At 59.4% G+C, this 25,696-nt stretch carries 22 protein-coding genes; 18 read left to right on the forward strand and 4 right to left on the reverse strand.

Going from position 1 to position 25,696, the window contains the following annotated elements; genetic code table 11:
- Positions 1-2: 2 nt before the first annotated feature.
- From ABJ076_RS20600 to ABJ076_RS20630, 7 genes are all read left to right on the forward strand, one after another.
- Positions 3-689: a GntR family transcriptional regulator gene (locus ABJ076_RS20600; RefSeq protein WP_348193273.1), complete on the forward strand. Its 687-nt coding sequence runs from the start codon at positions 3-5 to the stop codon at positions 687-689.
- 59 nt (positions 690-748) lie between these two features.
- Complete coding sequence (locus ABJ076_RS20605; RefSeq protein WP_348193276.1) at positions 749-2,473, forward strand: thiamine pyrophosphate-binding protein; 1,725 nt, start codon at positions 749-751, stop codon at positions 2,471-2,473.
- A gap of 70 nt (positions 2,474-2,543) precedes the next feature.
- Entirely contained in the window at positions 2,544-3,785 is a 1,242-nt protein-coding gene (gene frc, locus ABJ076_RS20610) for a formyl-CoA transferase (protein WP_348193279.1), read from the forward strand.
- Between the two features lie 89 nt (positions 3,786-3,874).
- Entirely contained in the window at positions 3,875-4,900 is a 1,026-nt protein-coding gene (locus ABJ076_RS20615; protein ID WP_348193281.1) for a 2-dehydropantoate 2-reductase, read from the forward strand.
- 17 nt (positions 4,901-4,917) lie between these two features.
- Positions 4,918-5,928, forward strand: coding sequence for an NAD(P)H-quinone oxidoreductase (locus ABJ076_RS20620; protein ID WP_348193284.1), 1,011 nt, complete (start codon positions 4,918-4,920; stop codon positions 5,926-5,928).
- 91 nt (positions 5,929-6,019) lie between these two features.
- A complete protein-coding gene (locus ABJ076_RS20625) occupies positions 6,020-6,433 on the forward strand; it encodes a VOC family protein (RefSeq protein WP_348193286.1) in 414 nt (137 codons plus the stop codon).
- A gap of 22 nt (positions 6,434-6,455) precedes the next feature.
- On the forward strand, positions 6,456-6,893 hold the full coding sequence (locus tag ABJ076_RS20630) for a DUF1810 domain-containing protein (protein WP_348193289.1): 438 nt from the start codon (positions 6,456-6,458) through the stop codon (positions 6,891-6,893).
- Here the strand turns inward: ABJ076_RS20630 and ABJ076_RS20635 are convergent.
- Positions 6,888-8,339: an L-lactate permease gene (locus ABJ076_RS20635; RefSeq protein ID WP_348193292.1), complete on the reverse strand. Its 1,452-nt coding sequence runs from the start codon at positions 8,337-8,339 to the stop codon at positions 6,888-6,890. The two genes, ABJ076_RS20630 and ABJ076_RS20635, sit on opposite strands and share 6 nt — an antisense overlap.
- A gap of 114 nt (positions 8,340-8,453) precedes the next feature.
- Between ABJ076_RS20635 and ABJ076_RS20640 the strand changes: the two genes are divergently transcribed.
- Positions 8,454-9,365 carry a GyrI-like domain-containing protein gene (locus ABJ076_RS20640; RefSeq protein WP_348193294.1) on the forward strand — a complete coding sequence of 304 codons (912 nt, stop codon included), beginning with the start codon at positions 8,454-8,456 and terminating at the stop codon, positions 9,363-9,365.
- A gap of 5 nt (positions 9,366-9,370) precedes the next feature.
- Entirely contained in the window at positions 9,371-10,312 is a 942-nt protein-coding gene (locus ABJ076_RS20645; protein ID WP_348193297.1) for a C45 family peptidase, read from the forward strand.
- A 71-nt stretch (positions 10,313-10,383) separates the two neighbouring features.
- On the opposite strand, the gene ABJ076_RS20650 is transcribed toward ABJ076_RS20645, so the two are convergent.
- Positions 10,384-11,349 carry a Gfo/Idh/MocA family oxidoreductase gene (locus ABJ076_RS20650; RefSeq protein ID WP_348193300.1) on the reverse strand — a complete coding sequence of 322 codons (966 nt, stop codon included), beginning with the start codon at positions 11,347-11,349 and terminating at the stop codon, positions 10,384-10,386.
- Between the two features lie 36 nt (positions 11,350-11,385).
- Positions 11,386-12,969 (reverse strand): gamma-glutamyltransferase, encoded by a 1,584-nt coding sequence (ggt, locus tag ABJ076_RS20655; protein WP_348193303.1) that lies wholly within the window; start codon positions 12,967-12,969, stop codon positions 11,386-11,388.
- Positions 12,970-13,157: 188 nt separating this feature from the next.
- Here ggt and ABJ076_RS20660 point away from each other — a divergent pair, with 188 nt between their 5' ends.
- The 4 genes from ABJ076_RS20660 to ABJ076_RS20675 all read left to right on the forward strand — a co-directional run bounded on the left by ABJ076_RS20660 (position 13,158) and on the right by ABJ076_RS20675 (position 18,440).
- Positions 13,158-14,045, forward strand: coding sequence for a 3-keto-5-aminohexanoate cleavage protein (locus ABJ076_RS20660; protein WP_348193305.1), 888 nt, complete (start codon positions 13,158-13,160; stop codon positions 14,043-14,045).
- 15 nt (positions 14,046-14,060) lie between these two features.
- Positions 14,061-14,822: an SDR family oxidoreductase gene (locus tag ABJ076_RS20665; protein WP_348193308.1), complete on the forward strand. Its 762-nt coding sequence runs from the start codon at positions 14,061-14,063 to the stop codon at positions 14,820-14,822.
- A gap of 27 nt (positions 14,823-14,849) precedes the next feature.
- The gene (locus tag ABJ076_RS20670; RefSeq protein WP_348193311.1) at positions 14,850-15,854 is read left to right on the forward strand and encodes an NAD(P)-dependent alcohol dehydrogenase; all 1,005 of its coding nucleotides are present in this window, start codon (positions 14,850-14,852) and stop codon (positions 15,852-15,854) included.
- Positions 15,855-15,944: 90 nt separating this feature from the next.
- A complete protein-coding gene (locus tag ABJ076_RS20675) occupies positions 15,945-18,440 on the forward strand; it encodes a patatin-like phospholipase family protein (protein ID WP_348193314.1) in 2,496 nt (831 codons plus the stop codon).
- Between the two features lie 3 nt (positions 18,441-18,443).
- On the opposite strand, the gene ABJ076_RS20680 is transcribed toward ABJ076_RS20675, so the two are convergent.
- Positions 18,444-19,229 (reverse strand): enoyl-CoA hydratase-related protein, encoded by a 786-nt coding sequence (locus ABJ076_RS20680; protein ID WP_348193316.1) that lies wholly within the window; start codon positions 19,227-19,229, stop codon positions 18,444-18,446.
- A 159-nt stretch (positions 19,230-19,388) separates the two neighbouring features.
- Here ABJ076_RS20680 and pcaF point away from each other — a divergent pair, with 159 nt between their 5' ends.
- From pcaF to ABJ076_RS20705, 5 genes are all read left to right on the forward strand, one after another.
- Complete coding sequence (gene pcaF, locus ABJ076_RS20685; RefSeq protein WP_348193319.1) at positions 19,389-20,597, forward strand: 3-oxoadipyl-CoA thiolase; 1,209 nt, start codon at positions 19,389-19,391, stop codon at positions 20,595-20,597.
- A 5-nt stretch (positions 20,598-20,602) separates the two neighbouring features.
- Positions 20,603-22,111, forward strand: coding sequence for a 3-hydroxyacyl-CoA dehydrogenase (locus ABJ076_RS20690; RefSeq protein ID WP_348193322.1), 1,509 nt, complete (start codon positions 20,603-20,605; stop codon positions 22,109-22,111).
- 18 nt (positions 22,112-22,129) lie between these two features.
- Positions 22,130-22,447 (forward strand): hypothetical protein, encoded by a 318-nt coding sequence (locus ABJ076_RS20695; protein ID WP_348193325.1) that lies wholly within the window; start codon positions 22,130-22,132, stop codon positions 22,445-22,447.
- 30 nt (positions 22,448-22,477) lie between these two features.
- Positions 22,478-22,879, forward strand: coding sequence for a tautomerase family protein (locus ABJ076_RS20700; RefSeq protein WP_348193328.1), 402 nt, complete (start codon positions 22,478-22,480; stop codon positions 22,877-22,879).
- A 741-nt stretch (positions 22,880-23,620) separates the two neighbouring features.
- Positions 23,621-25,327, forward strand: a complete 1,707-nt coding sequence (locus ABJ076_RS20705) for a HAMP domain-containing methyl-accepting chemotaxis protein (protein ID WP_348193331.1) — start codon at positions 23,621-23,623, stop codon at positions 25,325-25,327.
- Positions 25,328-25,696 lie beyond the last annotated feature (369 nt).

Genomic DNA, 25,696 nt, shown 5'->3' on the forward strand with positions numbered 1-25,696 from the left:
GCATGAATGACTCTTCAGCGTTGATGGTGACGCCGATCGCGGCTGAGGTCAGTCTTAAGGATAAGACCTATGCGGCCCTGAAAGACGGCATCGTCTCGATGAACATCTATGACCCGGATGCCAATCTGAGGCTGGACGAAAGGCAATTGTCCGAACAGCTTGGTATCAGCCGTACGCCGCTGCGCGAAGCGCTGGCTCGTCTGGCACAGGAAGGGCTGGTTGATATTCAGCCCCGGCGCGGTGTCTTTATCGTGCGTAAAACCAAGGCCGAGATTATTGAAATGATCAAGGTCTGGGCTGCGCTTGAAGGCATGGCGGCGCGCCAGGCTGCCGAGATGGCTACCGACGCGGAAATCCAGCAGTTGCGCCGTATCTTTCAGGAGACGGAAAAAGGCCGACTGGAGATCGACGAGTATTCCAGCCGCAATATCGAATTTCACCAGGCCATACTTAAGCTTGGTCATTCGCCGCTTATTCTGGAAATGACAGACAAGATTTTCCTGCATGTCCGCGCCATCCGCGTTCGGACCATCGGGGAGCAGGATCGGATTGCCCGATCGATGAAAGACCACATGCATATCGTCGAGGCAATCGAGGCCCGCAACGGAGAGTTGGCGGAGCGTCTGGTCGAGGACCACGCTCTCGCGCTCGCCAAGCATGTCGCCGATAACGTGAATTACCTCGGATAACCGAAGATCAAGCGGCGGTGCGCGTTTAAACGACCGCCAGTATAAAAGGGAGCCTTAATATGAGCGATACCGCTACCGATACCCTGAAAGAAAAAGACCGCTCCGGCGAAGTCGTATCCGGTGGCCATCTGGTCGCGAAAGCCCTGAAGAACGAGGGCGTGGACACCATTTTCACGCTCTGCGGCGGGCACATCATCGATATCTATGATGGCTGCGTCGATGAAGGCATCCGCATTGTCGACTTCCGGCACGAGCAGGTCGCGGCTCATGCCGCCGACGGTTACGCCCGTCAGACCGGCAAGCTCGGCTGCCTCGTCACCACGGCTGGTCCCGGTTGCACCAACGCAATGACAGGTGTGGCCACGGCTTTCCGCTCCGAAAGCCCGATGCTGCATATCGGCGGGCAAGGCGCGCTGACCCAGCACAAGATGGGCTCGCTGCAGGATCTGCCGCATGTCGATATCATGGCGCCGATCACCAAGTTCTCCGCCGGTGTTCGCTCAACGGAACGGGCGGGCGATATGGTCTCCATGGCAGCCCGCGAATGTTTCGCCGGTGCCTATGGTCCCTCATATCTTGAAATTCCGCGCGACGTCCTTGACCGCGAAGTGCCGCTGTCGAGCGCTGTTATCCCGGAGCCGGGCAAGTACCGCGCTTCGGTCAAGTCCATCGGCGACCCGGCCGATATCGAACGTCTGGCCGACCTGATCGTCAAGGCGGAGCGGCCGGCCATTCTCGTCGGCTCCCAGGTCTGGATGAGCCGTGGCCATCAGGCGGCGATCGATCTGGTCAAAGACCTGAATATCGCCTGCTACATGAATGGTGGCGCCCGCGGAATGCTTCCGCAGACGGACAGCCATTATTACAACCGGACCCGCCGTCTCGCCTTCCAGAAGGCCGACCTGCTGCTGATCGTCGGCACGCCGTTCGATTTCCGCATGGGATACGGCAAGCGGATCCGCGAAGACCTGACGCTGGTGCAGATCGATCAGTCTTACAGCACTGTTGGCAAGAACCGGGACGTGGATCTTGGCATCGCCGGCGATCCGGGTGCGATCCTCAGCGCTGTTCATGCGGCTATCAAGGGCCGGGTGGACAATGGCGCCAAGGGCCGTGGCGGCTGGCTGAAGGAGCTGCGTGCGGCGGAAGAGTCGGCAACCGAAAAGCTGATGCCGCTTTTCCTGTCCGATCAGTCCCCGATCCATCCCTACCGGGTTGCGTGGGAGCTGAACGAATTCCTCACCGAGAAGACGGTTTACATCGGTGATGGCGGCGATGTGGTGACGATCTCCGCTCAGGCCGTTGCGCCGAAGGGCCCTGGCAACTGGATGGATCCGGGCGCTCTTGGATCGCTTGGAGTCGGTACCGGTTTCGCTGTCGCGGCGGGCCTCGCCAACCCGGAGAAGGAAATTCTCTGCTATTACGGCGACGGTTCCTTCGGCATGACTGCTTTCGATATGGAGACCGCCAACCGGTTCGGCGTGCCCTATATCGCCGTCATTGGCAACAACTCCTCCATGAACCAGATCCGCTATGGCCAGATCGCGAAATATGGCGATCAGCGCGGCAATGTCGGCAACAAGCTCGGCGATGTGCCGTTCTCCAAGTTTGCCGAGATGCTTGGCGGCTATGGTGAAGAGGTGCATGAGGCAAACCAGATCCAGCCGGCCCTGCTGCGCGCCCGCGAAGCGGTGAAAACCAGCGGCAAGTCTGCAGTCGTCAACATCTGGGTCGATCCGAACGAGTACGCGCCGGGTACCAAAAACCAGACCATGTACAAATAAGCGGAAGGGCGTGCCGGGTCTCCGGCGCGCCCTTTTTCCGTCAAATCCGGTAAGAGGGAAGAGAAAGACAATGAGCGAAGCGTTGAAAGGTGTCCGTATTCTGGACATGACGCATGTGCAGTCGGGCCCGACATGCACCCAGTTGCTGGCATGGTTCGGTGCCGATGTGATCAAAGTCGAGCGCCCGGGTGTCGGTGATATTACCCGTGGCCAGCTCCGCGATTTGCCGGATGCCGACAGCCTCTATTTCACCATGCTGAACAGCAACAAGCGTAGCGTCACGCTCAACACCAAGACGGACAAGGGTAAGGAAATCCTGACCCGCCTCATCGAAGAATGCGATGTCATGGTCGAGAACTTCGCTCCTGGTGCGCTGGACCGGATGGGCTTTACCTGGGAGCGCATTCAGGAGATCAACCCGAAGATCGTTTATGCCAGCATCAAGGGTTTCGGCCCGGGGGCTTTCGAAGACTGTAAAGTCTACGAGAATGTCGCCCAGTGCACTGGCGGCTCCGCCTCTACTACCGGCTTCGATGACGGCCCGCCGACTGTTACCGGCTCTCAGATCGGCGACAGTGGCACCGGCCTGCATCTGGCGCTGGGCATTGTCACCGCGCTCTATCACCGGACCCATTCCGGCAAGGGCCAGCGGGTCGAATGCGCGATGCAGGACGGCGTGCTCAATCTCTGCCGGGTGAAGCTGCGTGATCAGCAGCGCCTGGAAAACGGGCCGCTGAAAGAATATCCGCAATATCCGAACGGCGAGTTCGGCGAGGCTGTGCCGCGGGCCGGTAATGCCTCCGGTGGCGGGCAGCCGGGTTGGGCGGTGCAGACCAAAGGCGGCGGTCCGAACGATTATATCTATGTGATCATCCAGCCGCCGGGCTGGGCGCCGCTGATGAAGACCATCGGCCGTGAGGAGCTGATCGAGGATCCGGAATGGGCCACACCGGAAATCCGTCTGCCGAAGCTCGACAAGTGCTTCGCGATGATCGAGGAGTGGACCAAGACCAAGGACAAGTTCGAGGTCATGGATACACTGAACGCGCTCAACGTGCCGTGCGGCCCCATCCTCTCCATGAAGGAACTTGCTGAAGACCAGTCGCTGCGTGCGACTGGGACTGTGGTCGAAGTGCCGCACCCCCATCGCGGCACCTACCTTACCGTCGGCAATCCGATTAAGCTTTCCGCATCGCCAGCAAAGGTGGAACGTTCGCCGCTCTTGGGCGAGCATACCGATGAAATCCTGACGGCGGTGCTTGGCATGTCCTCTGATGACGTGGCAGCAGCCAAGGCAGAAGGCGCCGTCTAGGCCGGTCCGGCAGCAATGAAATCGTGGACGGCGCCGGCTTTTGAAGCCGGCGCCGTTTTCGTAAGAAAGACAGGAACGAGGGTAGGGGCATGAAGGTTTGTATTTACGGCGCTGGCGCGATCGGGGGCTATCTCGGCGCGGAACTCGCCAAGGTGGATGGCGTCGAGGTTTCGCTGATCGCGCGTGGCGCGCATCTGGCGGCGATCAAGGAGAACGGCCTTAAACTCCTGATCGGTGAGGAGGAACGCGTTGCAAAAGTCACCGCGACGGACAATCCGGCGGAGCTCGGCCCGCAGGATTACGTGATCGTCGCACTCAAGACGCACCAGGCCTGGGACGCTGCGGAGCAGATGGTGCCGCTGCTCGGCCCGGATACCGCAGTTGTGACCTGTCAGAATGGTGTGCCCTGGTGGTATTTCTTCGGCGTGAACAGTGCCTTCCAGAATTTGCGGCTGAACTCTGTCGATCCGGATGACCGCCAATGGGATCTGATTGGTCCGCAGCGCGCAATCGGTTGCGTCGTCTACCCGGCAACCGAAATCGCCGCTCCCGGAATCGTCAAGCATACCTACGGCAACAAGTTTGCACTCGGTGAGCCGGACGGCAGCATGTCCGAACGGTCGACGCGCCTCAGCCAGGCGCTGCAAGAGGCGGGCTTCAAGGCGCCTGTTCTGCCAAATATCCGGGACGAGATCTGGCTGAAGCTCTGGGGCAATCTCTGCTTTAATCCGATCAGCGCGCTCACCCGTGCGACGCTTGACGTCGTGGCGACCGATCCCGGTACCCGCGCTCTGTCGCGGGCGATGATGGAAGAGGCGCAGCGCATCGGCGCCCGTCTCGGCGTGCATTTCCGGGTCGACGTCGAACGCCGGATCAACGGAGCGGCCAAAGTCGGCGCGCACCGCACCTCGATGCTGCAGGATCTTGAAAAAGGCCGGCAGCTTGAGGTGGACGCACTGCTGACGGCGGTACAGGAAATGGGGCGGCTGGTTGATTTGCAGACGCCGCATATCGACTCCGTGCTGGCTCTGATACAACAGCTTGGGCGGACGCAGGGGCTTTATCCGGTCTTCCCGGAAGATTCCGGCAGCCCTGAATCCCTTGTTGTTGATTGAACCGGAGTAATTCTTAGATGACGGACGAAACGCTTCCGGCGGACATGAACGTGGTCGAAATCAGCGTGCCGGGCGCACCGGAGGTTCTGGTGCCGGGCAAGCGGCCGGTGCCGGAAGCCGCGCCGGGTGAGGTGCTGATAAAGGTCTCCTATGCCGGGGTGAACGGGCCCGACCTCGTGCAGCGGCGCGGGCATTATCCGCCGCCGAAAGGCGCGTCCGACCTGCTCGGCCTGGAGATTTCCGGCACGGTCATCGCTGTCGGCGACGGGGTTGGAAACTGGTCGGTTGGGGACGTGGTCTGTGCGCTGACCAATGGCGGCGGTTACGCGGAATATTGCGCGGTTGATGCGCGGCACTGCCTGCCGCTGCCGCACGGTTTCAATCTGCTTGAAGCGGCGTCGGTGCCGGAGACCTATTTCACCATCTGGTCGAATGTCTTCATGGGCGCGAAATTGTCGCGGGACGAAGTCTTCCTCGTGCATGGCGGTGCCGGCGGTCTCGGCACGACCTCGATCCAGCTTGCCAAGGCGATAGGCGCGACGGTGGTCGCCGTCGACAGCCCGGCGGAGCGCTGCCAGGTCTGCAGCGAGCTCGGCGCTGATCTCACCGTGGATTTTCGCGAGCAGGATTTTGTCGAGATCATGCGCGGAGAATACAAAGGCGCGGACGTCATTCTCGACATCATCGGTGGTGAGAATATCGCCAGGAACATCAAGGCATCGAAGCCGGACGGCCGGATCGTCCAGCTCGCCTTCAACAAGGGCTCCAAGGTCGAGATCGACCTGATGCCGGTGATGCTGAAGCGGCTGACCTATACCGGATCGACGCTGCGATCCCGCACGCCGGAGAACAAGGCGGAGATTCGCGATAGCCTGGCGCTCAACGTCTGGCCGATGTTCGAAGATGGCAAGCTGAAGCCGGTCGTGAGCAAGACTTTTCCGCTCGCGGAAGCGGCCGCTGCCCATGCCTTCATGGAAAGCGCCGGTCACAGCGGCAAGATCATGCTGGAGGTCTGCGGGAATAATTGAGGGGCTGCGGCTATCGTGTTTTGACTTCATTCGGGCGGCGTCTTGCCTCAGGTTACGGCAAGAGTTTCAATGAACTTGAATGAGGTATGGCATGAAACCCAGAATCAGCATGGTCGCTCTGGCTGTGAAAGATCTCGCGGTCTCGCGTGAGTTTTACGAGAAAGGCCTCGGCTTCCCGAGACTCGACTCCCCGCCAAGCGTTGCCTTTTTCAATCTGAACGGAACCTGGCTCGGTCTCTCCGAGCGGGAAGACTTGGCAGCGGATGCCGGCGTGTCGTCTGAAGGAAGCGGGTATCGAGGCGTAAGCCTTGCGCACAACGTCGCTTCTCCGGAAGAGGTGGATGAGACGCTGGATGCAGTCGTCTCCGCTGGCGCAACGCTCGTCAAGCCGCCGCAAAAGGCGCATTGGGGCGGGTATCATGGCTATTTCAGCGATCCGGACGGCCATCTCTGGGAAATAGCCTACAATCCGTTCGCCTGGGTCGGTCCCGGGGACGAGTACTGACGGCAGCTCCGGAGAAAAGCAGATGCCGGATATTGATCTAGAGAAGTTCATCGAGGCACAAAGGCCAGTCTATGGGCAGGCTCTTGCCGAGCTGACAGCTGGCCGGAAGACCTCTCACTGGATCTGGTATGTCCTGCCCCAGCATGTCGAACTCGGTCGCTCCCAGCGGGCAATCCAGTACGGCATCACGGATCTGGATCAGGCCCGGCGCTATCTTCGGGACCCGGTACTCGGGCCACGGTTGCGGACATGCGTCGAGGCTGTCCTGCTACACAGTGACAAAACAGCATTCGAGATTTTCGGCTCGCCCGACGACATGAAGTTCCGGTCCTGCCTGACGCTGTTCGAGGCGGCGGCGGAAAATGAGGGAGACAGCGAGCTCTTCGGTCGGGCGCTGGATATTTTTTATGACGGCGAGCGGGACGAGCGTACGCTGTCGCTGCTCGGCGCGGATTTATAGGACCGCCAGCACGGGCACCATCATCAGCAATCCAATGATCCCGATGGCGAGTGCCGGTCGCATAAGCTGGTTCTCTTGTCCCACCAGCCCGGAGACGGACGCGGCGAGCACGATCCGGCCGGGAGAGGCCATTGTGATGTTGGAGCCTGCGGCATTCTGCGCCGCAGCGACCACAACAGGATCGAGCGCCAGCCGTTCTGCGACCGTGCTCTGGAATGCCATGAAGAGTGCGTTCGAGCCAGCGTTGCTGGCCGTCAGGAACCCGCCCAGACCGCCGATCGCTGGAACGGCATACAGGTAGGCGGCGCCAGCACCGGCAGCGACGGTTTCCGCCAGTTGGTCCGTCATCCCGGAATGCAGCATCACGTGCCCAAAACAGATGAAACCGGCGACCGAGAGACTGGCGATGCCCCATTGCTTCAGGGCCTGCGGTACAAGCGAACGAACCTCTGCGGCTGGAATGCGCAGGCAGAAGATTCCAGTAAGGGCAGCCAGCAACATCCAGAAACCCGGATGGTGGATCGGAGAGAGGATGAAATCGTAGGCGGGAACATCAATGCGCAACATAGGCGCCGTGATGGCGCCAACATCCGGAACAAGCCTTGTGAGACTCAATGTCCCCATCAGCACGAAGAGCGGAAGCGCGGCTGCCAACAAGCCGTTCCCATCTGTTCGTGCTTTCGAGCGGAGGCGGGCCAGCACCAGTCCCACAATTGTCACTGCAAGACCGGCGATGCAGCCGGCAAGCTCAACACTGATCCAGGCGCTTGAGGTCCAGAGCGCGGCGGCGAGCAGGACACTGTAGGCGATGGCGGAGAGGATGTTCGAGATACTGGTGAGGCTTTCACCGGCAAAGTGGAGCGTGGCGACGGCGCAGAGCAGGATGAAGGGCAGGGTAAGCCATGTCGCTGTTGTGGCCATCTCTCTGGCGGGAAGGCTTGAAAGGTCTGCCCCTAGGACGGTGCCGATGGCAAGCGCCCCCCATGGCACTGCGCATTGCCCGAGCAAAGCGATCAGCGCGGCGCGGGCAGGAGGATAGCCGAGCGCGATCAGCAAGGGCACGGTAACGATGATGCCGACGCCGAAGCCGGTCGCGGATTCGAAGAAGACGGAGACGCCGAGCACAAGGACCAGCACACGCTGCGCCGGGTTCGGAATTGCATCCGCGGCTGCCTTGCCAAGCCGTTCCAGCGCGCCACCGGCCCGCAGCACCCAATAAAGCGTAACACCTCCGAGCAATACATAGGCGACCGTCGCCGTGGTCAGCAGCCCGTCGATAACGGCCGCAGCGATACCGCCCGATTTCAGGGAAAAGTCCGAAACAGTGGCGGCAATCAGGATAGAGACGGCGAGCCCGAGCCCACCCGCCCGCATGGCGGACTGACGCGCGAGAAGGATGGCGAGGGTCGCAAGTATAAGCGGCGCGGCCGCTGTCACGGTAAGCATGCTGGCGTTTCCGGTGATTTGTTCGGCAATGGCTTGTTCTGATGCAAGCCGGAACGGGATCATAACCGCAAGATCTGTCGGGCAGGAAGGTCAAAGCGATGGCATTCTGTTGCCATGAGAAAGCAGACTGAAACCTCCTATGTCGAACGGATCGGCCGAGTCCTGGATAGGATTGCGGAGCCGGCGGACACGCCATTGCAGCTTGGCGAGCTGGCGGAAGTGGCTGCCTTCTCCGCTTACCACTTCCATCGGGTGTTCCGGGCGCTGACGGGGGAGACCGTGCAGGAGGTGGTGCGCCGAGTGAGGATGTCCCGCGCGGCCCACGCCTTGCGCATCGAGCGGGAGACTGTGACGGAAGCGGCGTTCGCTGCCGGATATGGCAGCGCCGAGGGGTTCGCCCGGGCTTTTCGGCAGTGTTTCGGCCTTTCCCCAAGTGCCTATCGGAAGGTATCGGCGCCGCCACCCTACAGGCCGCTCAATACCCGCATTCACTACCGCCCGGAGACGGGAAGCATCCGCCTGATCGCGGACAGGAAGGAGCATGGCATGCAGGTTGAGATCAAGGACGTGAAACCGGATCCAATCATCGCCTGGCGCCATGTCGGACCGTATTATGAAGTCGGAACGAGTTTTAGGGAGCTGCATGATTGGCTCGGACAGCATGCCCTATATCCGTACGTCACTGGGAGTCTGGGGCTTTCCTATGACGACCCGCGAAGCGTTCCCGAGGCCGACCTGCGTTATGACGCCTGCGTTTCTTTCGGTGACGGCGCGCCTATACTTGCGGAAACTCTGCCGGAAAATGCCCGCGTCGATACGCTTCCGGCGGGCCGGTATGCCTGCACGTTACTGGAAGGCTCGTATATGGGCATGGAGGACTGCTTTCATCGGCTGCTCGGTCTCTGGTTGCCGGAAAGCGTGGAGTGCCTTGATGAGCGTCCATGTCTCGAATGGTATCTGAACGATCCGGCCGAGGTGGCGGAGAGTGATCTCCGCACCCTGATCTGTATCCCGTTGAAAGGCTGAGCAAGATGGAAAAGCTGTTTCGCGCTGTGGACGAGCCGGTGCCGGGTGACTTCTCACGCCTGTGGGTGGATGAGAGCCGGGGGTTCGTTGCCAATTGGTATGCTAAAGCCGATCACATTCCCGACCCGGAGGAATGCCGCCGCCGCGTTGGCGCGCATATGCCGGAGATGCTTGGTCTGTTCGATACCCTGGCTGGTTTTGCCGGAGATGATCCGGCCATGATCGCCGCCCTTGCCGGGATTGATCCACCGCCGCTGATCCCGGCCGGCTGTACGGTCCGCGCTTTCACCCAGCCCCGGCCAACCATGCTCCGCAACTACGACTTCCACCCGGACGCGACTGCGGCAATCATCCTGCGCACCGGCTGGTGCGGGCGCGGCGTGCTTGGCATGTCAGAGGGGGTAAGCGGGTTGCTTGACGGCGTGAACGATGCTGGTGTTACGGTGGCCCTGACCTTCGGCGGACGGCATGTCTACGGCTCCGGGTTCAGTATTGTCCAGATCATCCGTTATCTGCTGCAGGTGGCCGATGATGTGGACGACGCGGAGGAGGTGCTGCACCGGGTGCCCTGCGCCTGGGCACATAATGTTATTGTGCAGGATAAATCGGGGAAATCGCTCCGGGCCGAACTGGCGCCGGACCGGGCGCCGCTTGTTGGTGCCGGAAACGCGGTGGCGAACCATCAGGCGGATGTCGCGCCGCGACCGGATTCCGCACGACGGCTCGATACGGCCTGTACGCTTGTGGATGATGCCGAGACTGCGCGGGCGGTGTTTGTCGAGGGGCTTCTTCGTAAGCAGGATTTCGACGACTGGCTGGGGACGCTCTATACGGCAGAATATGTGCCGGGCGAAGGCAAGGCGACGTTTCATTGGCGGAATGGAAGCTGGGATCAGTCACTCACGCAGTTCGATCCGGGCGAGCGTCGGGTCGTTTATCCAGCCTGAAAAACGGGTCTCATAAACACACCGTCATCCCGCACTTGATGCGGGATGACGGTTTTAAATTGGTGTTTGGTTTAATCCGCCAGAATGCCTTCAACCAGCTTCTGCACTGAAAGTGCATCGGCGGCGGACGGCATGGTGTGTGGGGCGCCATCCATCCAGCGCGCCACATTGTCGATCTGCCGGGGCACGGAGACCGAACGCGGGTCTTCCGGCAGTTCCATGCCCAGCTCCCATGGGCCGCCGCTGGTCTGCTCCAGAATGTAGAACCCACTGAGGCGCATGCTTTTCTTCGTGCCGTAGAAGGTGCCTTCGATCCGGTCCGGACCGATGCCGCCGACAGCAGCGCTGTAGCTCACCGGGACGCCATTGCAATCCAGCATGGCATGGACATGGGTCTCGCAGAGTCTCGGATCGGCCTGATAGGTCGGCTTGCTCCAGAGCAGTTCTGCGCGGCCGAGGAAGCGTTCGGTAATGTAGAGATAATGCGAGGTGACTTCCCGGGTGTAGCCGCCCTGGTCTCGGAACCGAAGCCAGTCGGCGTCGGCCTGCCAGTCGCGCGGCCATTGGGAGAAATGCATCACCAGCTCGGCGCTGAGAATGTCCCCCAGGGAGCCGTCTTTCATCGCAGCTTCGATCATTTCGACGCCTTCAAGCGACGCCTGGGAGAAATTCACCACGTTTGGTGTTTTCGTATCTGCCAGACGTCGGACCATCTCCTCGCTCTCTGGCACAGAGATGCCGAGCGGCTTCTCGCAAAAGACAGGCTTGCCGGCATCCATAGCGAGATCGGCATAATGCTTATGGAAGGCGGGCGGGCTGGCGATGTAGACGAGATTGGCTTCCGGTGCCGCGATCATGGCTTCGGCGCTGTCCCAGATCTTCATGTCCGGGAATTCGGCCTTTGCGGTGGCAACGGACTCGGGGCTTGGGTCCCAAGCCCCGACAACCGTGAAACGGTCATGCGGGATCATGTACTGGATCATGCGCCGGCCCATGATGCCGAGGCCTATGACGACGATGTTGTGGCTCTTGCTCATTGGTCTTCTAGGCTTTCTGTTCTTCGGTAAGCGCTTTTAGTAGCCGGTGGCGTGGCCATCCTTGCGTGGATCGGAGCCTGCCTGAAGCACACCGGTTTCCGGATCGCGCCAGACGCACTGGCTGCCGCCGATCGGCTTGTCGACCCTGTCGAGCTTGTGACCTTTGGCTTCCAGAGCAGTGTAGGTCTCCGGCGCGAACTCGCTTTCGACCTGCAGGATGCCTTCGGTGGCGAAGCTGCGCGGCGCGTCCATGGCTTCCTGGATATCGTGGCCAAGGTCCACGACATTGGAAATGAAATTGGCCTGGCCGGTCGACTGATACTGGCCTCCCATCACACCGAAGGGAGCGATAGCGGTATCGTTCTTGAAAACGTAGCCGGGGATAATTGTGTGCATCGGACGTTTGCGCGGCGCGATGCAGTTCGGGTGACCTTCCCTAACATGGAAGCTGTTGCCACGGCTGTGCAGCAAGACTCCGGATTTCGGCGCCATGATGGTGCTGCCGAAGCCGGAGAATAGAGAGTTGATGAAGGAAATCGCGTTGCCCTGCTCGTCGACGCAGGAGAGATAGATCGTGTCGCGATGCAGCGGGAAGTCGCTGTCCTCGAAGTTCCCAGCCTTGTCCATGTCTATCATGGCCCGCATCTTGGCGGTGTGCTCCTCGCCGAGCATCCATTCGACCGGCACATCGGCGAATTTCGGATCGGCGACATAGCAGTCCCGTTGGTGGTAGCCAATCTTGGTCGCTTCGGCGATCACATGCACCCGGTCCGCCTCGCTGAGCGACTTCATGTCGAACCCGGCAATGATGTTCATGATCATTAGCGCGCAGATGCCCTGGCCGTTCGGTGGGCACTCATAAATATCGAAGCCTTTGTAGTCAGCCCGGATCGGCTCGACATATTCCGCATCGGCGGCGGCGAAATCATCCATCGTATGCAGGCCGCCAAGGGAGTTCAGCTTGGCCACCATGTCTTCGGCAACCTCGCCCTTGTAGAACCCGTCGCGGCCCCCGGCGGCGATCTTTTTCAGGGTTTCGGCAAGCAGGGGTTGTTTGTGCACCGTGCCTGCCTTCGGAGCCTTGCCGTCAATCAGCAAGTTTTCGGCGCTTGCCGGGTCGGCTGCCAGTGCTTCCACTTCATTCAGCCAATCGGAGGCGACCCGCGAATGCACCACATAACCCTGCTCGGCGAACTCGATGGCCGGCTGCAGAATTTCGGAGAGACTCTTCGAGCCATGATCCTCGATCAGCTTCGTCCAAGCGGCAATTGCGCCTGGCACAGTCACCGCGTGCGGACTGTGCAACGGGATCTCGTCCCTGACGCCCAGCTCATTCAGCTTCGCCAGAGTTGCGGCAGCCGGGGCTTTGCCGGAGCCGTTGATGGCTATCGGTTTGCTCGCACCTTTCGGAGCGTACAGGGCGAAGCAATCGCCACCGATCCCGGTCATTGCGGGTTCGACAACGCACATAACAGCGCAGGCCGCGATGGCCGCATCCACTGCGTTGCCGCCGGACTTCAGGATCGTAAGCCCTGCCTGGCTGGCCAGCGGATGGCTGGTCGCAATGGCCGCCCGGCGGGCATAAACGGGGGAACGTCCGGGAAGTTGCAGATTTCTCATGGCTTTGACTCTATCAGGTCGGATCGGGCGCATTCGTGCGCGGGCGGGCGGTAATCTGTGCATGAACCGGCGTGGACACCGGAAAGAGGGCTTCCCTAAGATGCGGCGCGAGTTGAGACAAGCGCCGTGGAACATCTTTCCACACTTCGGAACGAGCAACCAGATGGCGCAGGATACTGGGGAATGAAATGAATCAGAAGACCGTAATTACCTGTGCCGTGACCGGCAGTGCCGATACCACCGGCAAAAGCCCGGCCGTGCCCGTCACGCCAAAACAGATCGCCGATGCGGCGCTTGATGCAGGGAAGGCGGGTGCTGCCGTTGTTCATATCCATGTCCGCGACCCGGAAACCGGAAAAGCGAGCATGGATCTGGAATTGTATCGGGAAACGGTGGGCCGCATTCGCGAGACAGGTTCCGACATCGTCATCAACCTGACGACGGGCCCGGGTGGCCGCTTCATTCCGGGCGATATCGAGCCGATCGATTTCGCTGCCGGCACCAGTCTTAAGACGCCGGAAGTTCGGATGCAGCATATTGCGGACCTGCTGCCGGATATCTGCACGCTGGATGTAGCGACGCTGAATTTCGGCGAGCATGCCATGGTCAATGTGCCGAAGCATCTGCGTGCCATGGCCGACCGGGCGAAGGAGCTTGGTGTCACGCCGGAGCTTGAGGTGTTCGACAGTGGTCATATTCTGTTGGCGAAGCAGCTGATCAAGGAAGGCCATTTGAAGTCGCCAGCCCTGTTCCAGCTATGCCTCGGCATTCCCTGGGGCGCGCCGGCAACACCGGAAGGCATGGCCTTCATGAAGAGCCTGTTGCCGGAAGATGCGATGTGGTCAGCGTTCGGCATTTCCAGAGGCGAGTTTCCGATGGTGGCCCAGGCGACCATGCTTGGTGGTCACACCCGTGTCGGGCTTGAGGACAATCTCTATATGTCCCGCGGCGAACTTGCGAAAAGTAATGCACAACTTGTCGAGCGGGCAGTGCAGATCATAGAAAGCATCGGTGGCGAGGTTGCGGACCCGAGCGAGGCCCGCACGGCCTTCGGTCTCGTCCGGCGCAACGACTGAGAATTGGAATAAGACATGTTGAAAGCTGATCTCAGCGGCAAGAAGGCCCTGGTTACGGGCGGTGCGTCCGGCATCGGACGGGCAACCGCCCGCCTGCTTGCAGAATGCGGTGCTGAAGTTGCAGTGAACCATCTGGCCGATGATCCGCGCGGCAAGGAAACCGTTGCCGCGTTTCATCAGGCCGGGAACAAGGCGCATGCCATACCGGGCAATGTTGCGGACCCTAAAGACGCTGACCGTATGGTGGCGGACGCCATCGAGGCGCTTGGCGGGCTCGATATCCTCATCAACAATGCGGGCACGCCGGTCTCGCTCGATCCGATCCCGTTCGAGGATATGGATGCGATGACGGAGGAGTTCTGGTCCACCATTATCAACACCAACCTGATCGGTCCGTTCCGTTGCGCCCGTGCCGCCCGCACTGCGCTGACGGAGAGCCGGGGCTGCATCGTCAACACAGCCTCCATCGCGGCCTTCGGCGGTATCGGCAGCTCGATTGCCTATGCGGCATCGAAGGCGGGATTGATGAACCTGACGAAGAACCTTGCGAAGGCGATGTCTCCCGAAGTACGGGTGAACGCGGTCGCTCCCGGCCTTGTGCGGACGCCCTGGACGGATGGCTGGCCGGAAGAGCGCAAGAACACTTCGGTCGCCAACTCCCTGCTGGGGCGCATGGTCGAGCCGGAGGATATTGCCGAGACCATGCTGTTCTTTTGCGCCAACGGCGCCGTGACCGGCCAAACCTTGCTGGTCGACTGCGGGCGCTTCGGCGCCTGACCCTGATATCAAGCGGAGATTGCTGCCATGAAAGCCTATGAAATCGTCTCGAATGGCGGCGTTGACGCTCTTGCCCTGAACGAGCGTCCGGACCCGAAGCCGGGTCCGGGCGAGGTTCTGGTCCGGGTTCGGGCCTCTTCCATCAATTACCGGGATCTCGCCACGGTTGAGGCGCCAGTTCCCCGGGGCATTCCCTACCCGCGCATTCCGAACTCGGACGGAGCGGGCGATGTGGTCGAGGTCGGCCCCGGCGTGACCCGCTGGAAGGCGGGTGACAAGGTCTGCGGCTGTTTCTTTCAGGGCTGGATCGACGGTGATATCACCCCGGAGATTATGGGGCGGGCACTTGGCGGCACGATTGACGGCATGCTGGCCGAGTATCGCGTGCTGGGCGAAGGCGGTCTGGTCGCCATGCCGGAACATCTCACCTTCGAGGAAGCATCGACACTGCCTTGTGCTGCGCTGACGGCCTGGGTCAGCCTCGTCCATCGTGGTGGCGTCAAGGCGGGCGACACGGTTTTGCTGCTTGGTACCGGTGGGGTTTCGGTCTTCGCCCTGCAGTTCTGCAAGCTGATGGGGGTTAAAGCCATCTGCACCTCCTCCAGTGAGGAGAAAATTGACCGCCTGAAAGCGATGGGGGCGGACGAAGTGATAAACTACCGGACGCATCCTGAATGGCAGGATAAGGTTCTGGAGCTGACGGGCGGCAAGGGTGTGGATCACACAGTCGAGGTTGGTGGAGCGGGCACGCTGGAGCGGTCCATTGCCGCAACACGGGTCGCGGGCAGTATCGGCCTGATCGGTGTTCTGACGGGTGGCGAAATCAATCCGGTCAACATCATGCGAAAATCGATCCGCCTGCAGGGCATCTATGTTGGATCCCGGCGGGTGTTCGAGGATATGAACGCCGCGATTTCACAGCATGGTCTGAAACCGGTGATCAGCGACACGTTTGCGTTTGAGGATGCGCGGGATGCCTTCCACGCCATGCGGGCAGCCGGGCATTTCGGAAAGCTCGTGGTCAAAGCGTAAGGGCCGTTCCGGAGATTGTACTTTTAATCCCGCAAAAGTTGCATAGAAATTTATTCTCCTCCATCATGAAGTTTCTTGATGGAGGGCGCCATGACTTCAGAGAAGAGCTTCGACCCAATCCTGTCGCGCACGAAGGACGAGATGCGTGGCGAAGACTTTCGCGACAGCCAGATCTATGATCTGGAGAACGAGCATCTCGACACGCGGCGCAAAGAGGTCGGCGGCGTCTCGGGTGCTGAGGAGTTTTCTAGGCAGAATTTCTGGAACGATGGGCAATCGGATGGCCATGGCCAGCCTTCGCCCCCGGATTATGATGCAGCTGATTTAATTCCAGGCCTGGAAGGTAGCCGGACGGGACTCGCTATTTCAGGTGGTGGTGTACGTTCAGCAACGTTTGCGCTCGGCCTGCTGCAGGCACTGGCGCGCGAGAATCTCCTGAAACATTTCGACTACCTCTCCACAGTATCCGGTGGCGGCTATATCGGCTCCTCTCTGACATGGCTATTGAGCGAGAAGTTCAGAGAAAAGGGTGGAGAGCCCTACGGACTGGACCGTGACGACTTTCCCTTCGGTACCGCGAAACCAAAGGATCGCTCCGATCCACGGCACTGGAACGGTATGCTGCGTTATCTCCGTGAGCACGCCGAATATCTGGCGCCGAACAAGGATATTTCCATTCTTTCCGGTCTTGCGGTTGTTGTTCGGGGCATCTTGCTCAACCTGTTGGTCTGGGTTCCCCTCTTCACACTTCTGTTCGTAATCTTGCAGTTTGGCTGGCATGTGGACGGGTGGACGGACCTTCTCTTTCTGGTGACGAATCTGGACGCGAGCGACAGCGGGCCTCCGCGTATCCGGGAGTTGCTTGCTCCGGGATACCTCAATCTGCATGAAGTTCTGACTATGGGTGGGATTTCGCTCCTGCTTGTTTTCGCTGTGCTTTCGATTGCCTTTTCGCTTGCTTCGGCTGTTGGCGGCGAAGGTGCTTTCGTGCGCTTTTCCTACCGGAGCCGGCGCTGGTTCGAGGTCAAAGGAAAGTATCTCCTCCCGTGCGCCTTGCTGTTCATCGGTGTTGGCGTGTTGCCTTATGCAGCGGCGTTCTTTTTCAGTTCAATCGGGAGTTTTGGCAGTGCGGGGGCCGGGACGATGCTGACCGGCATTGCATCCGGGCTTGCAGCGGCCCGAAAATCCGAGAACGCAATTGTTAAGGACATACTCCTGCCAGCCATCGCCGTTCTGCTTCTTGTAGGCGGCCTGATACTAACGTGCGGCATCGCCATCGTTGTTCGTGAGGGAGGCAATCTGGAGCAGCCGGGCGACGTTGTTTTTGCCTGGTTCGTCGTCCTGGCTTTGCTGACAGGGTATGTGGTCAACACGAACTACATATCCGTCCACCGTTTCTACCGGGACCGCCTGATGGAGGCTTTCATGCCGATGCAGGCGGCGATCACTGGTAATCAGGTCAGACCAGCACCCGGCGCGAACGAAGCGCAACTGGATGATCTCTGCGATCCGGGTAGTTTTGCCAATTACCATCTCGTGAATACAAATCTGATTTTGGTGGATTCGGATGACGCGCTCTTCCGCCGTCGCGGCGGGGACAATTTCGTGATGTCTCGGATTTATTGCGGCGGGGACGCGGGAGGGTTTCATCCGACCGGGGACTTCTCTGGTGGCGACATGACGCTTGCGACCGCGATGACGGTCTCGGGCGCCGCTGCGCATCCGAACTCTGGTTGGGCGGGAACAGGCCAGACGCGGAACCGGGCGGTTTCCTGGCTGATGAACCTGTTGAATATCCGGCTGGGCTACACGGTGAGGAATGCCGCCTATGACACGCTGGCACCGCTTGCCGGAAAACCAAACCATTTTGACAATATGAAGGTGGAACTCAGCCCATCGGCTTTTGATCGGCATGGAAAATGGTTCCAGCTCAGTGACGGCGGGCATTTCGAGAATCTGGCGATCTACGAGCTCGTGCGCCGCCGCTGCAAACTGATCCTTATTTCCGACGCGGGCGCCGATCCGGCGTTCGGTTTTGGGGATGTGCAGAACACGGTCCGGAGAGTCAGTCAGGATTTCGGTGTGGAGATCACTTTCGGTCGCCCGTTCTGGAGCCGCGAGGCCTATGAGTCACAGAAAGGCTCGGCAACGTCGTCCGGGGAAGACGACGGTTACGGTCATTGGCGCAACCGTCTTTCCAGCCTCGTTCCCCAACACCCAACAGGCTTTCCCGTTGAGGCGACGCGGGCTGACCACGGTTATATCATCGGCACTGTCACCTATCCGGAGGTTGAAGCCGGTGCCGGTAAGGAGATCGGCATTCTGATTTATGTGAAAGCCACCATGATCGATGGCCTCAGTCTGGAGACACGCGGATACAAGGCGGACCATCCGGAGTTCCCGCATCAGTCTACAGCGGACCAGTTCTTCGATCCGGCGCAGTTCGAAGCCTATCGTGAGTTGGGAAATGCTATCGGAGAGGATATGATCGAGGGCACGCGGCTTAAGGATCTTCTTGGTGCCGCGTGGGGATCGGCGGATGGCGACACTGACCTCCCGGTGCCGCCGCCCGCCGATCCTGAATGATGGTTAGTCGCCCTTGAAGTTGGGGCGCCGTTTGTCGATGAAGGCATGCATGCCCTCGCTCTGATCCGCAGTGGCGAACAGGCCCTGGAACATCGCGCGTTCCAGCGCCATACCGGTCTCCAGAGATGCATCCTGCCCACGAATAATGGCCGACTTGATCTGCTGCACGGCAATCGGCGGCATCCGCGTAATGTCTTTCGCCATTTTATAGGCGGTCTCGTACACCTCGGCGTCCGGCACAACCTGGCTGGCAATACCGATAGCGAAGGCTTCCTTGCCGTCGATTGGCCTGCCGGTGAGGCAGAGCCGCATGGCCTGGAATTTGCCGACAGCGCGGGTCAGGCGCTGGGTGCCACCGGCGCCCGGCATGATACCGACTCGGACCTCCGGCTGGCCGACCTGGGCCGTCTCGCCGATCACGATCATGTCGGAATGCATCGCCAGTTCCAGCCCTCCGCCGAGCGCATAGCCATTGATCGCGGCGATCACTGGCTTTGGATAATCGGCGATGTTTTGCCATAGACGCTCAGTCTTGCGGTGGAACATCTCGACAGTCGTCCGGTCCGCCATATCCTTCAGGTCCGCTCCGGCGGCGAAGGCTTTCTCGTCGCCGGTCAGCAGAACGGCCAGCACATCGTCGTCTTCGGTCAGTTCCCGGAAGACCCGGGCCAGCTCCTGTCGAACTTCCAGGTTGAGTGCGTTCAGTGCGTCCGGGCGGTTGATGCGGACAACGGCAATATGATCGTTTTCCTCGCGGTCGCGCGGGTGATCGAGAATGACGACGGACACGGATGATTCCCCTCTGAGTAAGTTGCCGCGCTGAGCCGCGCGGTCGGCATGATTATGCTTCCCGACTGGAAATTGACCGGGATATTAGGCTGTGCATACTGCACCGACAATAAGCTGCGAAATTGAGTTTCGCAAAAAAGAGATTTGGGAGCCGCCTCCATGACCGAAGCCTTCATCTGTGACGCAATCCGTACCCCCATCGGCCGCTATGGCGGCAGCCTGTCCGCCGTGCGTGCGGACGATCTGGCGGCACACCCGATCCAGCAGCTTATGGCGCGGAACGGCTCGGTCGACTGGAACGCGCTGGACGATGTTTATTACGGATGCGTCAATCAGGCCGGTGAAGATAACCGCAACGTCGCTCGCATGGCTCTTTTGCTAGCGGGTATCTCTCCCGAGGTTCCTGGTGCGACGGTGAACCGGCTCTGTGCTTCCGGCATGGAAGCAGTAAACGCGGCGGCTCGTGCGATTCGCTCTGGCGAGGGGGATTTCTTCATCGCCGGTGGTGTGGAAAGCATGTCCCGTGCGCCCTTCGTCATGGGCAAAGCAACCAGCGCTTTCGACCGCAATGCCGAGATCTACGACACCACCATCGGCTGGCGTTTCGTTAACCCGGCGATGGAAAAGCAGTACGGCACCGATTCCATGCCGGAGACGGCGGAGAATGTGGCCCAGCAATTCCAGATCAGCCGCGACGATCAAGACGCTTTCGCGCTCCGTTCTCAGCAGCGTGCCGGTGCCGCAATGGAAAACGGTCGTCTCGCCCGCGAGATCGCTTCGGTCGAAATCAAGGGCCGCAAGGGTCAGGTGACTATCGTCGACACCGATGAGCATCCGCGCCCCACAACCACGCCGGAAGCGCTGGCCAAACTTGGCACTCCGTTCCGCAAGGAAGGCGGGTCCGTCACTGCCGGTAATGCCAGTGGCGTGAATGACGGCGCCGCCGCCATGATCGTCTGCTCCGAGGAAGCCGCCAAGCGCCATGGCCTGACCCCACGTGCCCGGATCATCACCGGTGCTGCCGCTGGCGTGGAGCCGCGCATCATGGGTGTCGGCCCGATCCCGGCCAGCCGCAAGGTGCTGGAACGTGCTGGCCTGAAGGTCGACGATCTTTCAGTGATGGAGCTTAACGAAGCTTTCGCCGCCCAGGTGCTGGCATCGCTGCGTGAGCTCGGCATTGCTGATGACGATCCGCGTGTGAACCCGAATGGCGGCGCCATCGCGCTCGGCCATCCGCTCGGTGCCAGCGGTGCTCGTCTCCTGATGACGGCGACCGAGGAACTGCACGACAAGGGCGGCAAATACGCGCTTTGCACCATGTGTATTGGCGTCGGCCAGGGCATGGCAACCATCATCGAGAAGGTCTGATAAAAATGGCATTCGATGCGAACCGCGCCGATTTCACAGTCGGCGTGATCGGCGCCGGCGCCATGGGGCAGGGGATCGTTCAGGTCTCTCTGCAGGGCGGCATGAACGTTGTTCTGTTCGATGCAAAGGACGGCTCTGCCGCCGCCGGGCGCGAACAGGTGATCAAGCGCCTCGAGCGGCTTGTCGAGAAAGGCAAACTGACGGCCGATGCGGTTGCCGCCATGGCGGACAAGGTCAGTGTTGCCGGCTCTCTCGCAGATTTCTCCGGCTGCCACACGGTGGTCGAGGCAATCTTCGAGAATCTCGAGGTGAAGCAACAGGTATTCTCGGAGCTGGAAAACCACGTCAGCGACAATTGCCTGCTGACCTCCAACACCTCATCGCTGCCGATCGGCTCTATCGCCCGGGTCTGCAAGAAGCCGGAGCGGGTTGCCGGATTCCACTTCTTTAACCCCGTCCCTCTGATGCGCCTCGTCGAGGTGATCCGTGGCCCCGGTACCGAGGAATGGGTAATGGACGGTCTCTGCGCGCTCGGAGAGCGTATGGGCCGTACCCCGGTCAAGGTGAAGGACGCGCCAGGCTTCCTCGTCAATTTCGGCGGCCGCGCCTTCACCACCGAGGGCCTTTCCGTGGTGCATGAGGGCGTCGCCACCCCGGCGCAGGTCGATGCGGTGATGCGCGATTGCGGGCATTTCCGCATGGGTCCATTCCAGCTCATGGATCTGACCGGGATCGACGTGAATTATCCGGTCTCCCAGATCGTCCATCAGCAATACAGCTACGACCCGCGTCTCCGAACCGTGCCGTTGCACAAGGCGCTGTATGATGCGGGCCGGTTCGGCCGGAAGACCGGCATCGGCCATTTCCGATATGACGAAAAGGGCCAGGAGGTAAACACGCCGAGCCCGGACCACGAAGCCAGTGCTGCGCCTGCGGTGCAGGTCTATTGCGCGAGTCCGCCGTCGGAGTTGAGCGATCTGCTGGCGGGGGTCTCGCTTGACGAGATCGACGATGGCAGTTCTCCGATCGTCGCCGCGCTTTTCGGAGAGGATTGCAGCACCTTCGCCAGCCGTATGGGTATCGACCATAGACGCCTCGTCGCCATCGACGTGACCGGCGATACCTCCAAGCGCGTGACGATCATGTCCGCGCCGGGGGCGTCCACTGAGGCGCTGAACGCGGTCTCGGCGGCATTGCAGAAGAATGGCCGCAAGGTCACTGCGATTGCGGATTCGGCCGGTTTCATCGGTCAGCGTATCCGAGGCATGGTCGGAAATCTCGGCTGCGAAATGGCCCAGATCCAGATCGCCGATCCGGATTCCATCGACCTCGCCATGAAGCTTGGCCTCAACTATCCGCTGGGTCCGCTGGAGATTATCGCCGATCTCGGCGTCGAACGGGCCTTCGCCATCATGGCGGCAATGCATGCCGTCAGCGGCGACGACCGCTATCGGCCTAGCGTCTGGCTGCGCCGCCGTGCACAATTGGGCCTCGATATCAAAACCCCCAACTAAGAGACGCGAGGAAACGCCATGAGCGGCGAGAACGATACAGGGACTGAAGCACGCAAACCCTTCATCCTGGAACGGCCGCTCTGGCGTGGCGTCTTCAACGGCGTAGTGCTTTGCCTGGTGATGATCGGCGCCCAGTATCAGGGGTGGCTCGGCCCGGACACTGATGTGACCGGCGAGAGTGTCTACCGTGCCGTGGTCTATGGCCTGGTCTTCGGCGCTGTGATGTATATTTACACCTCATGGCGCGTGAAGCGGCAGAGCCGGGCGGGCGATGCCGCTGCGAAGGCCGCACGCGAAAGCGTCGAAGCTCGGCTCCCACCCTCCGACGAGAAGTAATCACCTCGGAACTGATACCCGGAGCGGGTCATGGCCCAATACAAGATCTACGGAGAGCGCGCGCATCTCGCTCGCGTTCGTGATGCACTGTCCGACATCCTGCATGGCTGCAGCACCGAATTCCTGAAACTCCCTGACGACAAACGCTTCCACCGGTTCATCCCGCTGGAGCCGGAAGATTTCATCCGCCCGGCAGACCGCAGCGTGGCCTATATTGTGATCGAGATCTCCATGTTCGAGGGCAGGGCGCCGGAGACGAAGAAGGCGCTGCTGCATGGGATCATGGAGCGGGTGCCGGAAGGGCTGGGTATCCCGGTCGAGGACGTGGAAATCACGATCTTTGAGACGCCGATGGCGAACTGGGGGATACGCGGGAAGACGGGTGATGAGTTGGTGCTGGGGTATCGGGTTAACACCCGTGATGATTGCTGAGCCTTTTCTTGTAAAATATAAATCGCTTCATACTTTTTAATGTAAATTAATCTGATCATGTATATATCGTGATCCATATTTATGTATAATTGTTAAAATATAATTGCTGGATGTTACAAATAACTTATTTTTGAATGAAGTTATGGGGCTGTATTTCTGGTTTTTAATATATAATAATTATTATTATAATTTTTGACCAAAAATAAATGTAATAAGAAATAAATTTACTTAATAGTGATTAATTTTTCATTATTTAGTGATGGTTTTGCGCTGTAATTTTATACAAAGACATGGTTGAAAGTAAATTTATTTCCATTTTTTCTATTGATTCCAATTTTATATTCTGTTTTAGAAACCATTATCGACTAAGATTTGATCATATTATCAAAAATAGTTCGTGACATTTTCAGTTGAATTGGAAAATTTGGACAACACATGACATTTTTAAATAAAATATCGATTATATTAAAGGTAGGGGTTGGTTTTGGTGTTATTATTTCGTTTTTAGTACTTATTAGTATTACGGGAGGTGTAAATCTTTATTGGGCGGGAGGGAATTTTTTAAGATATCGTGAGATTACACTCCAAACAACTCTTGCTGGAGGCATTCAGTCGAATCTTCTCGATATGCGCCGCGCTGCGAGCGAATTCTTGCGCTCCGGTTCGAACAGCGACTCGCAGACAGTACGGGAGCGCAATGAGCTGACGATCAGTTTGGTCGACGCGTATCTTGGAACGAATATGAGCGCTGACGTGCGTCAGACGTTGCTTGAAACGCGTGAGCGGCTGGGAGCCTATCTGATCGATTTTGACGGGATTGTCGAACTTCAGAAAGCCGAAAGTACTTTGGTCCGAGGAGCTTTCGACTCTCTCGGCACGGACATGCGGAAGAAGACCAGCATCATAATGTCCACAGCCTTCCGCGACGGTGATTCCGTAGCCGCGTCCATGGCCGGCCATGTAATGGAGCATTTGATGTTCATGCGCATGACCGCGACGGAACTCGTCCTGCTGCGCAACCAGAAAAGCTATGACGACGCATTGAAGCAGAATGCTGCGATGGTGGAGGATCTCGAGAAGCTGCTGCAACGTCTTGAGAATTCGGAGCAAATCAAGCTCGTCGAGGAAGTTAACGCAATGAGCGTGGATTTCACCGACGTGCTCCGGCAATTGATGGAGATCATAACCAAGAGAAAGCATATCGTTGACGAGGTTTTGGAACGCATCGGGTCTCGTGTCGAGACGGATATGGAGGCTCTGAAAGGCACCATAAAAGCGGAACAGGATACGCTTGGTCCTTCGACTGCCAGTGCGATGGAGCGCGCTATCGCGATGACCGGTGCCATATCGCTAGTGAGTATCCTTCTTGGAACGTTGTTCGCTTTGATGATCGGCAAGGGAATCTCGAACCCGATACGTTCCATTACGCGGTCGATGGCGAGACTGGCCGATGGCGACAAGTCCGTCGAGATCCCCGGGGCCGATCACAAGGACGAAATAGGCGCTATGGCGAAAGCGGTCCATGTCTTCAAAGAAAATATGATCAAGGCCGAAGAGCTGGCTGCGGAACAGGACACCCAACGCCGGAATCGTGAAGAACGTGCTGTTGCTATCGAGACGATGACACAGGACTTCGACCAGAGCGTTACCGGTCTTCTCGAAGCGGTGTCTAATGCTGCGAAGGAAATGGAAGGCACCTCGATATCCGTGTCCTCAATTGCTGATACGACAAATTCGAAAGCGGTCACCGTCACTGCGTCGGCTGAGCAAGCTTCTGCGAATGTTCAGGCGGTGGCTACGGCGACCGAAGAGTTGTCCACGTCGATCAAGGAGATCAGTTGGCAGGTCTCCCAAACCTCGGATGTCGCAATCCGGGCTGTTGAGCAGGCGGACGATACCGATCGTCAGATCAATAACCTCGCCGAAGCGGCGAAGAAGATTGGAGACGTCGTTGATCTCATTGCAGCCATTGCCGAGCAGACCAACTTGCTGGCGTTGAACGCAACGATTGAGGCGGCGCGGGCTGGTGAATCTGGAAGAGGATTTGCCGTTGTGGCCGGCGAAGTGAAGAATCTTGCCAGTCAGACCGCCAAAGCGACGGAGGATATCGCGACACAGATTGGCGCGGTACAGGCCGAAACGAGCACGGCTGTTGCGGCGATTCAGGGAATCCGCCAGACAATCGGCGAGATCAGCGAAATAGCGTCTGGCGTCGCGGCCTCGATTGAAGAGCAGGGAGCGGCCACGTCGGAGATCGCAAAAAATGTCGAAGAAGCCGCGAAAGGGGCCGAAGAAGTGTCTACAACCATAGTCGACGTGAAAACGGCCGCGGGTGACGCGGGTGGCGCCGCGGTGCACGTGACCGGGCTTGCCAGAGATCTGAACGGGAAAGCCGACTTGCTCCGTGGAGAGGTTGAGAGGTTCCTTTCCGGGGTAAGAACCGCCTGACGGGGGAAGACGGGGCGGTCGACGACACTGCGAAGACTGAGCGCGAGCGGGGCGAGGTGGATTTGGAGAAGCTAGACGAGGGGTGATCCCCATGGCCGGTAATGAATCTGCGGCGAGCACGCCCATTTCGACCGCGTCCGCGATGCGCTGTCCGACATCCTGAATTGCGGGAACAGGATTGCGGGGACACGCGACTTATTTAGAGACCATCTCCATCTACCCGAGCCAAGTATTGGAACACCGTCTGCGGGAACTGACCGAGCCTGCAATATCCTGTTTTGCTTGAAGCCCTCTCCCAGCTTGATTTAAGAGATTGGGCGGTTTGAGGCTGAGCTTGGGGACGGCTGACGATCACCTGTTATGCTCGAT

This window comes from Nisaea sp., from assembly GCF_039990255.1.
Classification (GTDB): domain Bacteria; phylum Pseudomonadota; class Alphaproteobacteria; order Thalassobaculales; family Thalassobaculaceae; genus Nisaea.

Coding starts and splice junctions, on each gene's coding strand:
- ABJ076_RS20600 (WP_348193273.1), top strand. CDS start 3: ATGAATGACTCTTCAGCGTTGATGGTGACGCCGATCGCGGCTGAGGTC.
- ABJ076_RS20605 (WP_348193276.1), top strand. CDS start 749: ATGAGCGATACCGCTACCGATACCCTGAAAGAAAAAGACCGCTCCGGC.
- frc (WP_348193279.1), top strand. CDS start 2,544: ATGAGCGAAGCGTTGAAAGGTGTCCGTATTCTGGACATGACGCATGTG.
- ABJ076_RS20615 (WP_348193281.1), top strand. CDS start 3,875: ATGAAGGTTTGTATTTACGGCGCTGGCGCGATCGGGGGCTATCTCGGC.
- ABJ076_RS20620 (WP_348193284.1), top strand. CDS start 4,918: ATGACGGACGAAACGCTTCCGGCGGACATGAACGTGGTCGAAATCAGC.
- ABJ076_RS20625 (WP_348193286.1), top strand. CDS start 6,020: ATGAAACCCAGAATCAGCATGGTCGCTCTGGCTGTGAAAGATCTCGCG.
- ABJ076_RS20630 (WP_348193289.1), top strand. CDS start 6,456: ATGCCGGATATTGATCTAGAGAAGTTCATCGAGGCACAAAGGCCAGTC.
- ABJ076_RS20635 (WP_348193292.1), bottom strand. CDS start 8,339: ATGCTTACCGTGACAGCGGCCGCGCCGCTTATACTTGCGACCCTCGCC.
- ABJ076_RS20640 (WP_348193294.1), top strand. CDS start 8,454: ATGAGAAAGCAGACTGAAACCTCCTATGTCGAACGGATCGGCCGAGTC.
- ABJ076_RS20645 (WP_348193297.1), top strand. CDS start 9,371: ATGGAAAAGCTGTTTCGCGCTGTGGACGAGCCGGTGCCGGGTGACTTC.
- ABJ076_RS20650 (WP_348193300.1), bottom strand. CDS start 11,349: ATGAGCAAGAGCCACAACATCGTCGTCATAGGCCTCGGCATCATGGGC.
- ggt (WP_348193303.1), bottom strand. CDS start 12,969: ATGAGAAATCTGCAACTTCCCGGACGTTCCCCCGTTTATGCCCGCCGG.
- ABJ076_RS20660 (WP_348193305.1), top strand. CDS start 13,158: ATGAATCAGAAGACCGTAATTACCTGTGCCGTGACCGGCAGTGCCGAT.
- ABJ076_RS20665 (WP_348193308.1), top strand. CDS start 14,061: ATGTTGAAAGCTGATCTCAGCGGCAAGAAGGCCCTGGTTACGGGCGGT.
- ABJ076_RS20670 (WP_348193311.1), top strand. CDS start 14,850: ATGAAAGCCTATGAAATCGTCTCGAATGGCGGCGTTGACGCTCTTGCC.
- ABJ076_RS20675 (WP_348193314.1), top strand. CDS start 15,945: ATGACTTCAGAGAAGAGCTTCGACCCAATCCTGTCGCGCACGAAGGAC.
- pcaF (WP_348193319.1), top strand. CDS start 19,389: ATGACCGAAGCCTTCATCTGTGACGCAATCCGTACCCCCATCGGCCGC.
- ABJ076_RS20690 (WP_348193322.1), top strand. CDS start 20,603: ATGGCATTCGATGCGAACCGCGCCGATTTCACAGTCGGCGTGATCGGC.
- ABJ076_RS20695 (WP_348193325.1), top strand. CDS start 22,130: ATGAGCGGCGAGAACGATACAGGGACTGAAGCACGCAAACCCTTCATC.
- ABJ076_RS20700 (WP_348193328.1), top strand. CDS start 22,478: ATGGCCCAATACAAGATCTACGGAGAGCGCGCGCATCTCGCTCGCGTT.
- ABJ076_RS20705 (WP_348193331.1), top strand. CDS start 23,621: ATGAGCGCTGACGTGCGTCAGACGTTGCTTGAAACGCGTGAGCGGCTG.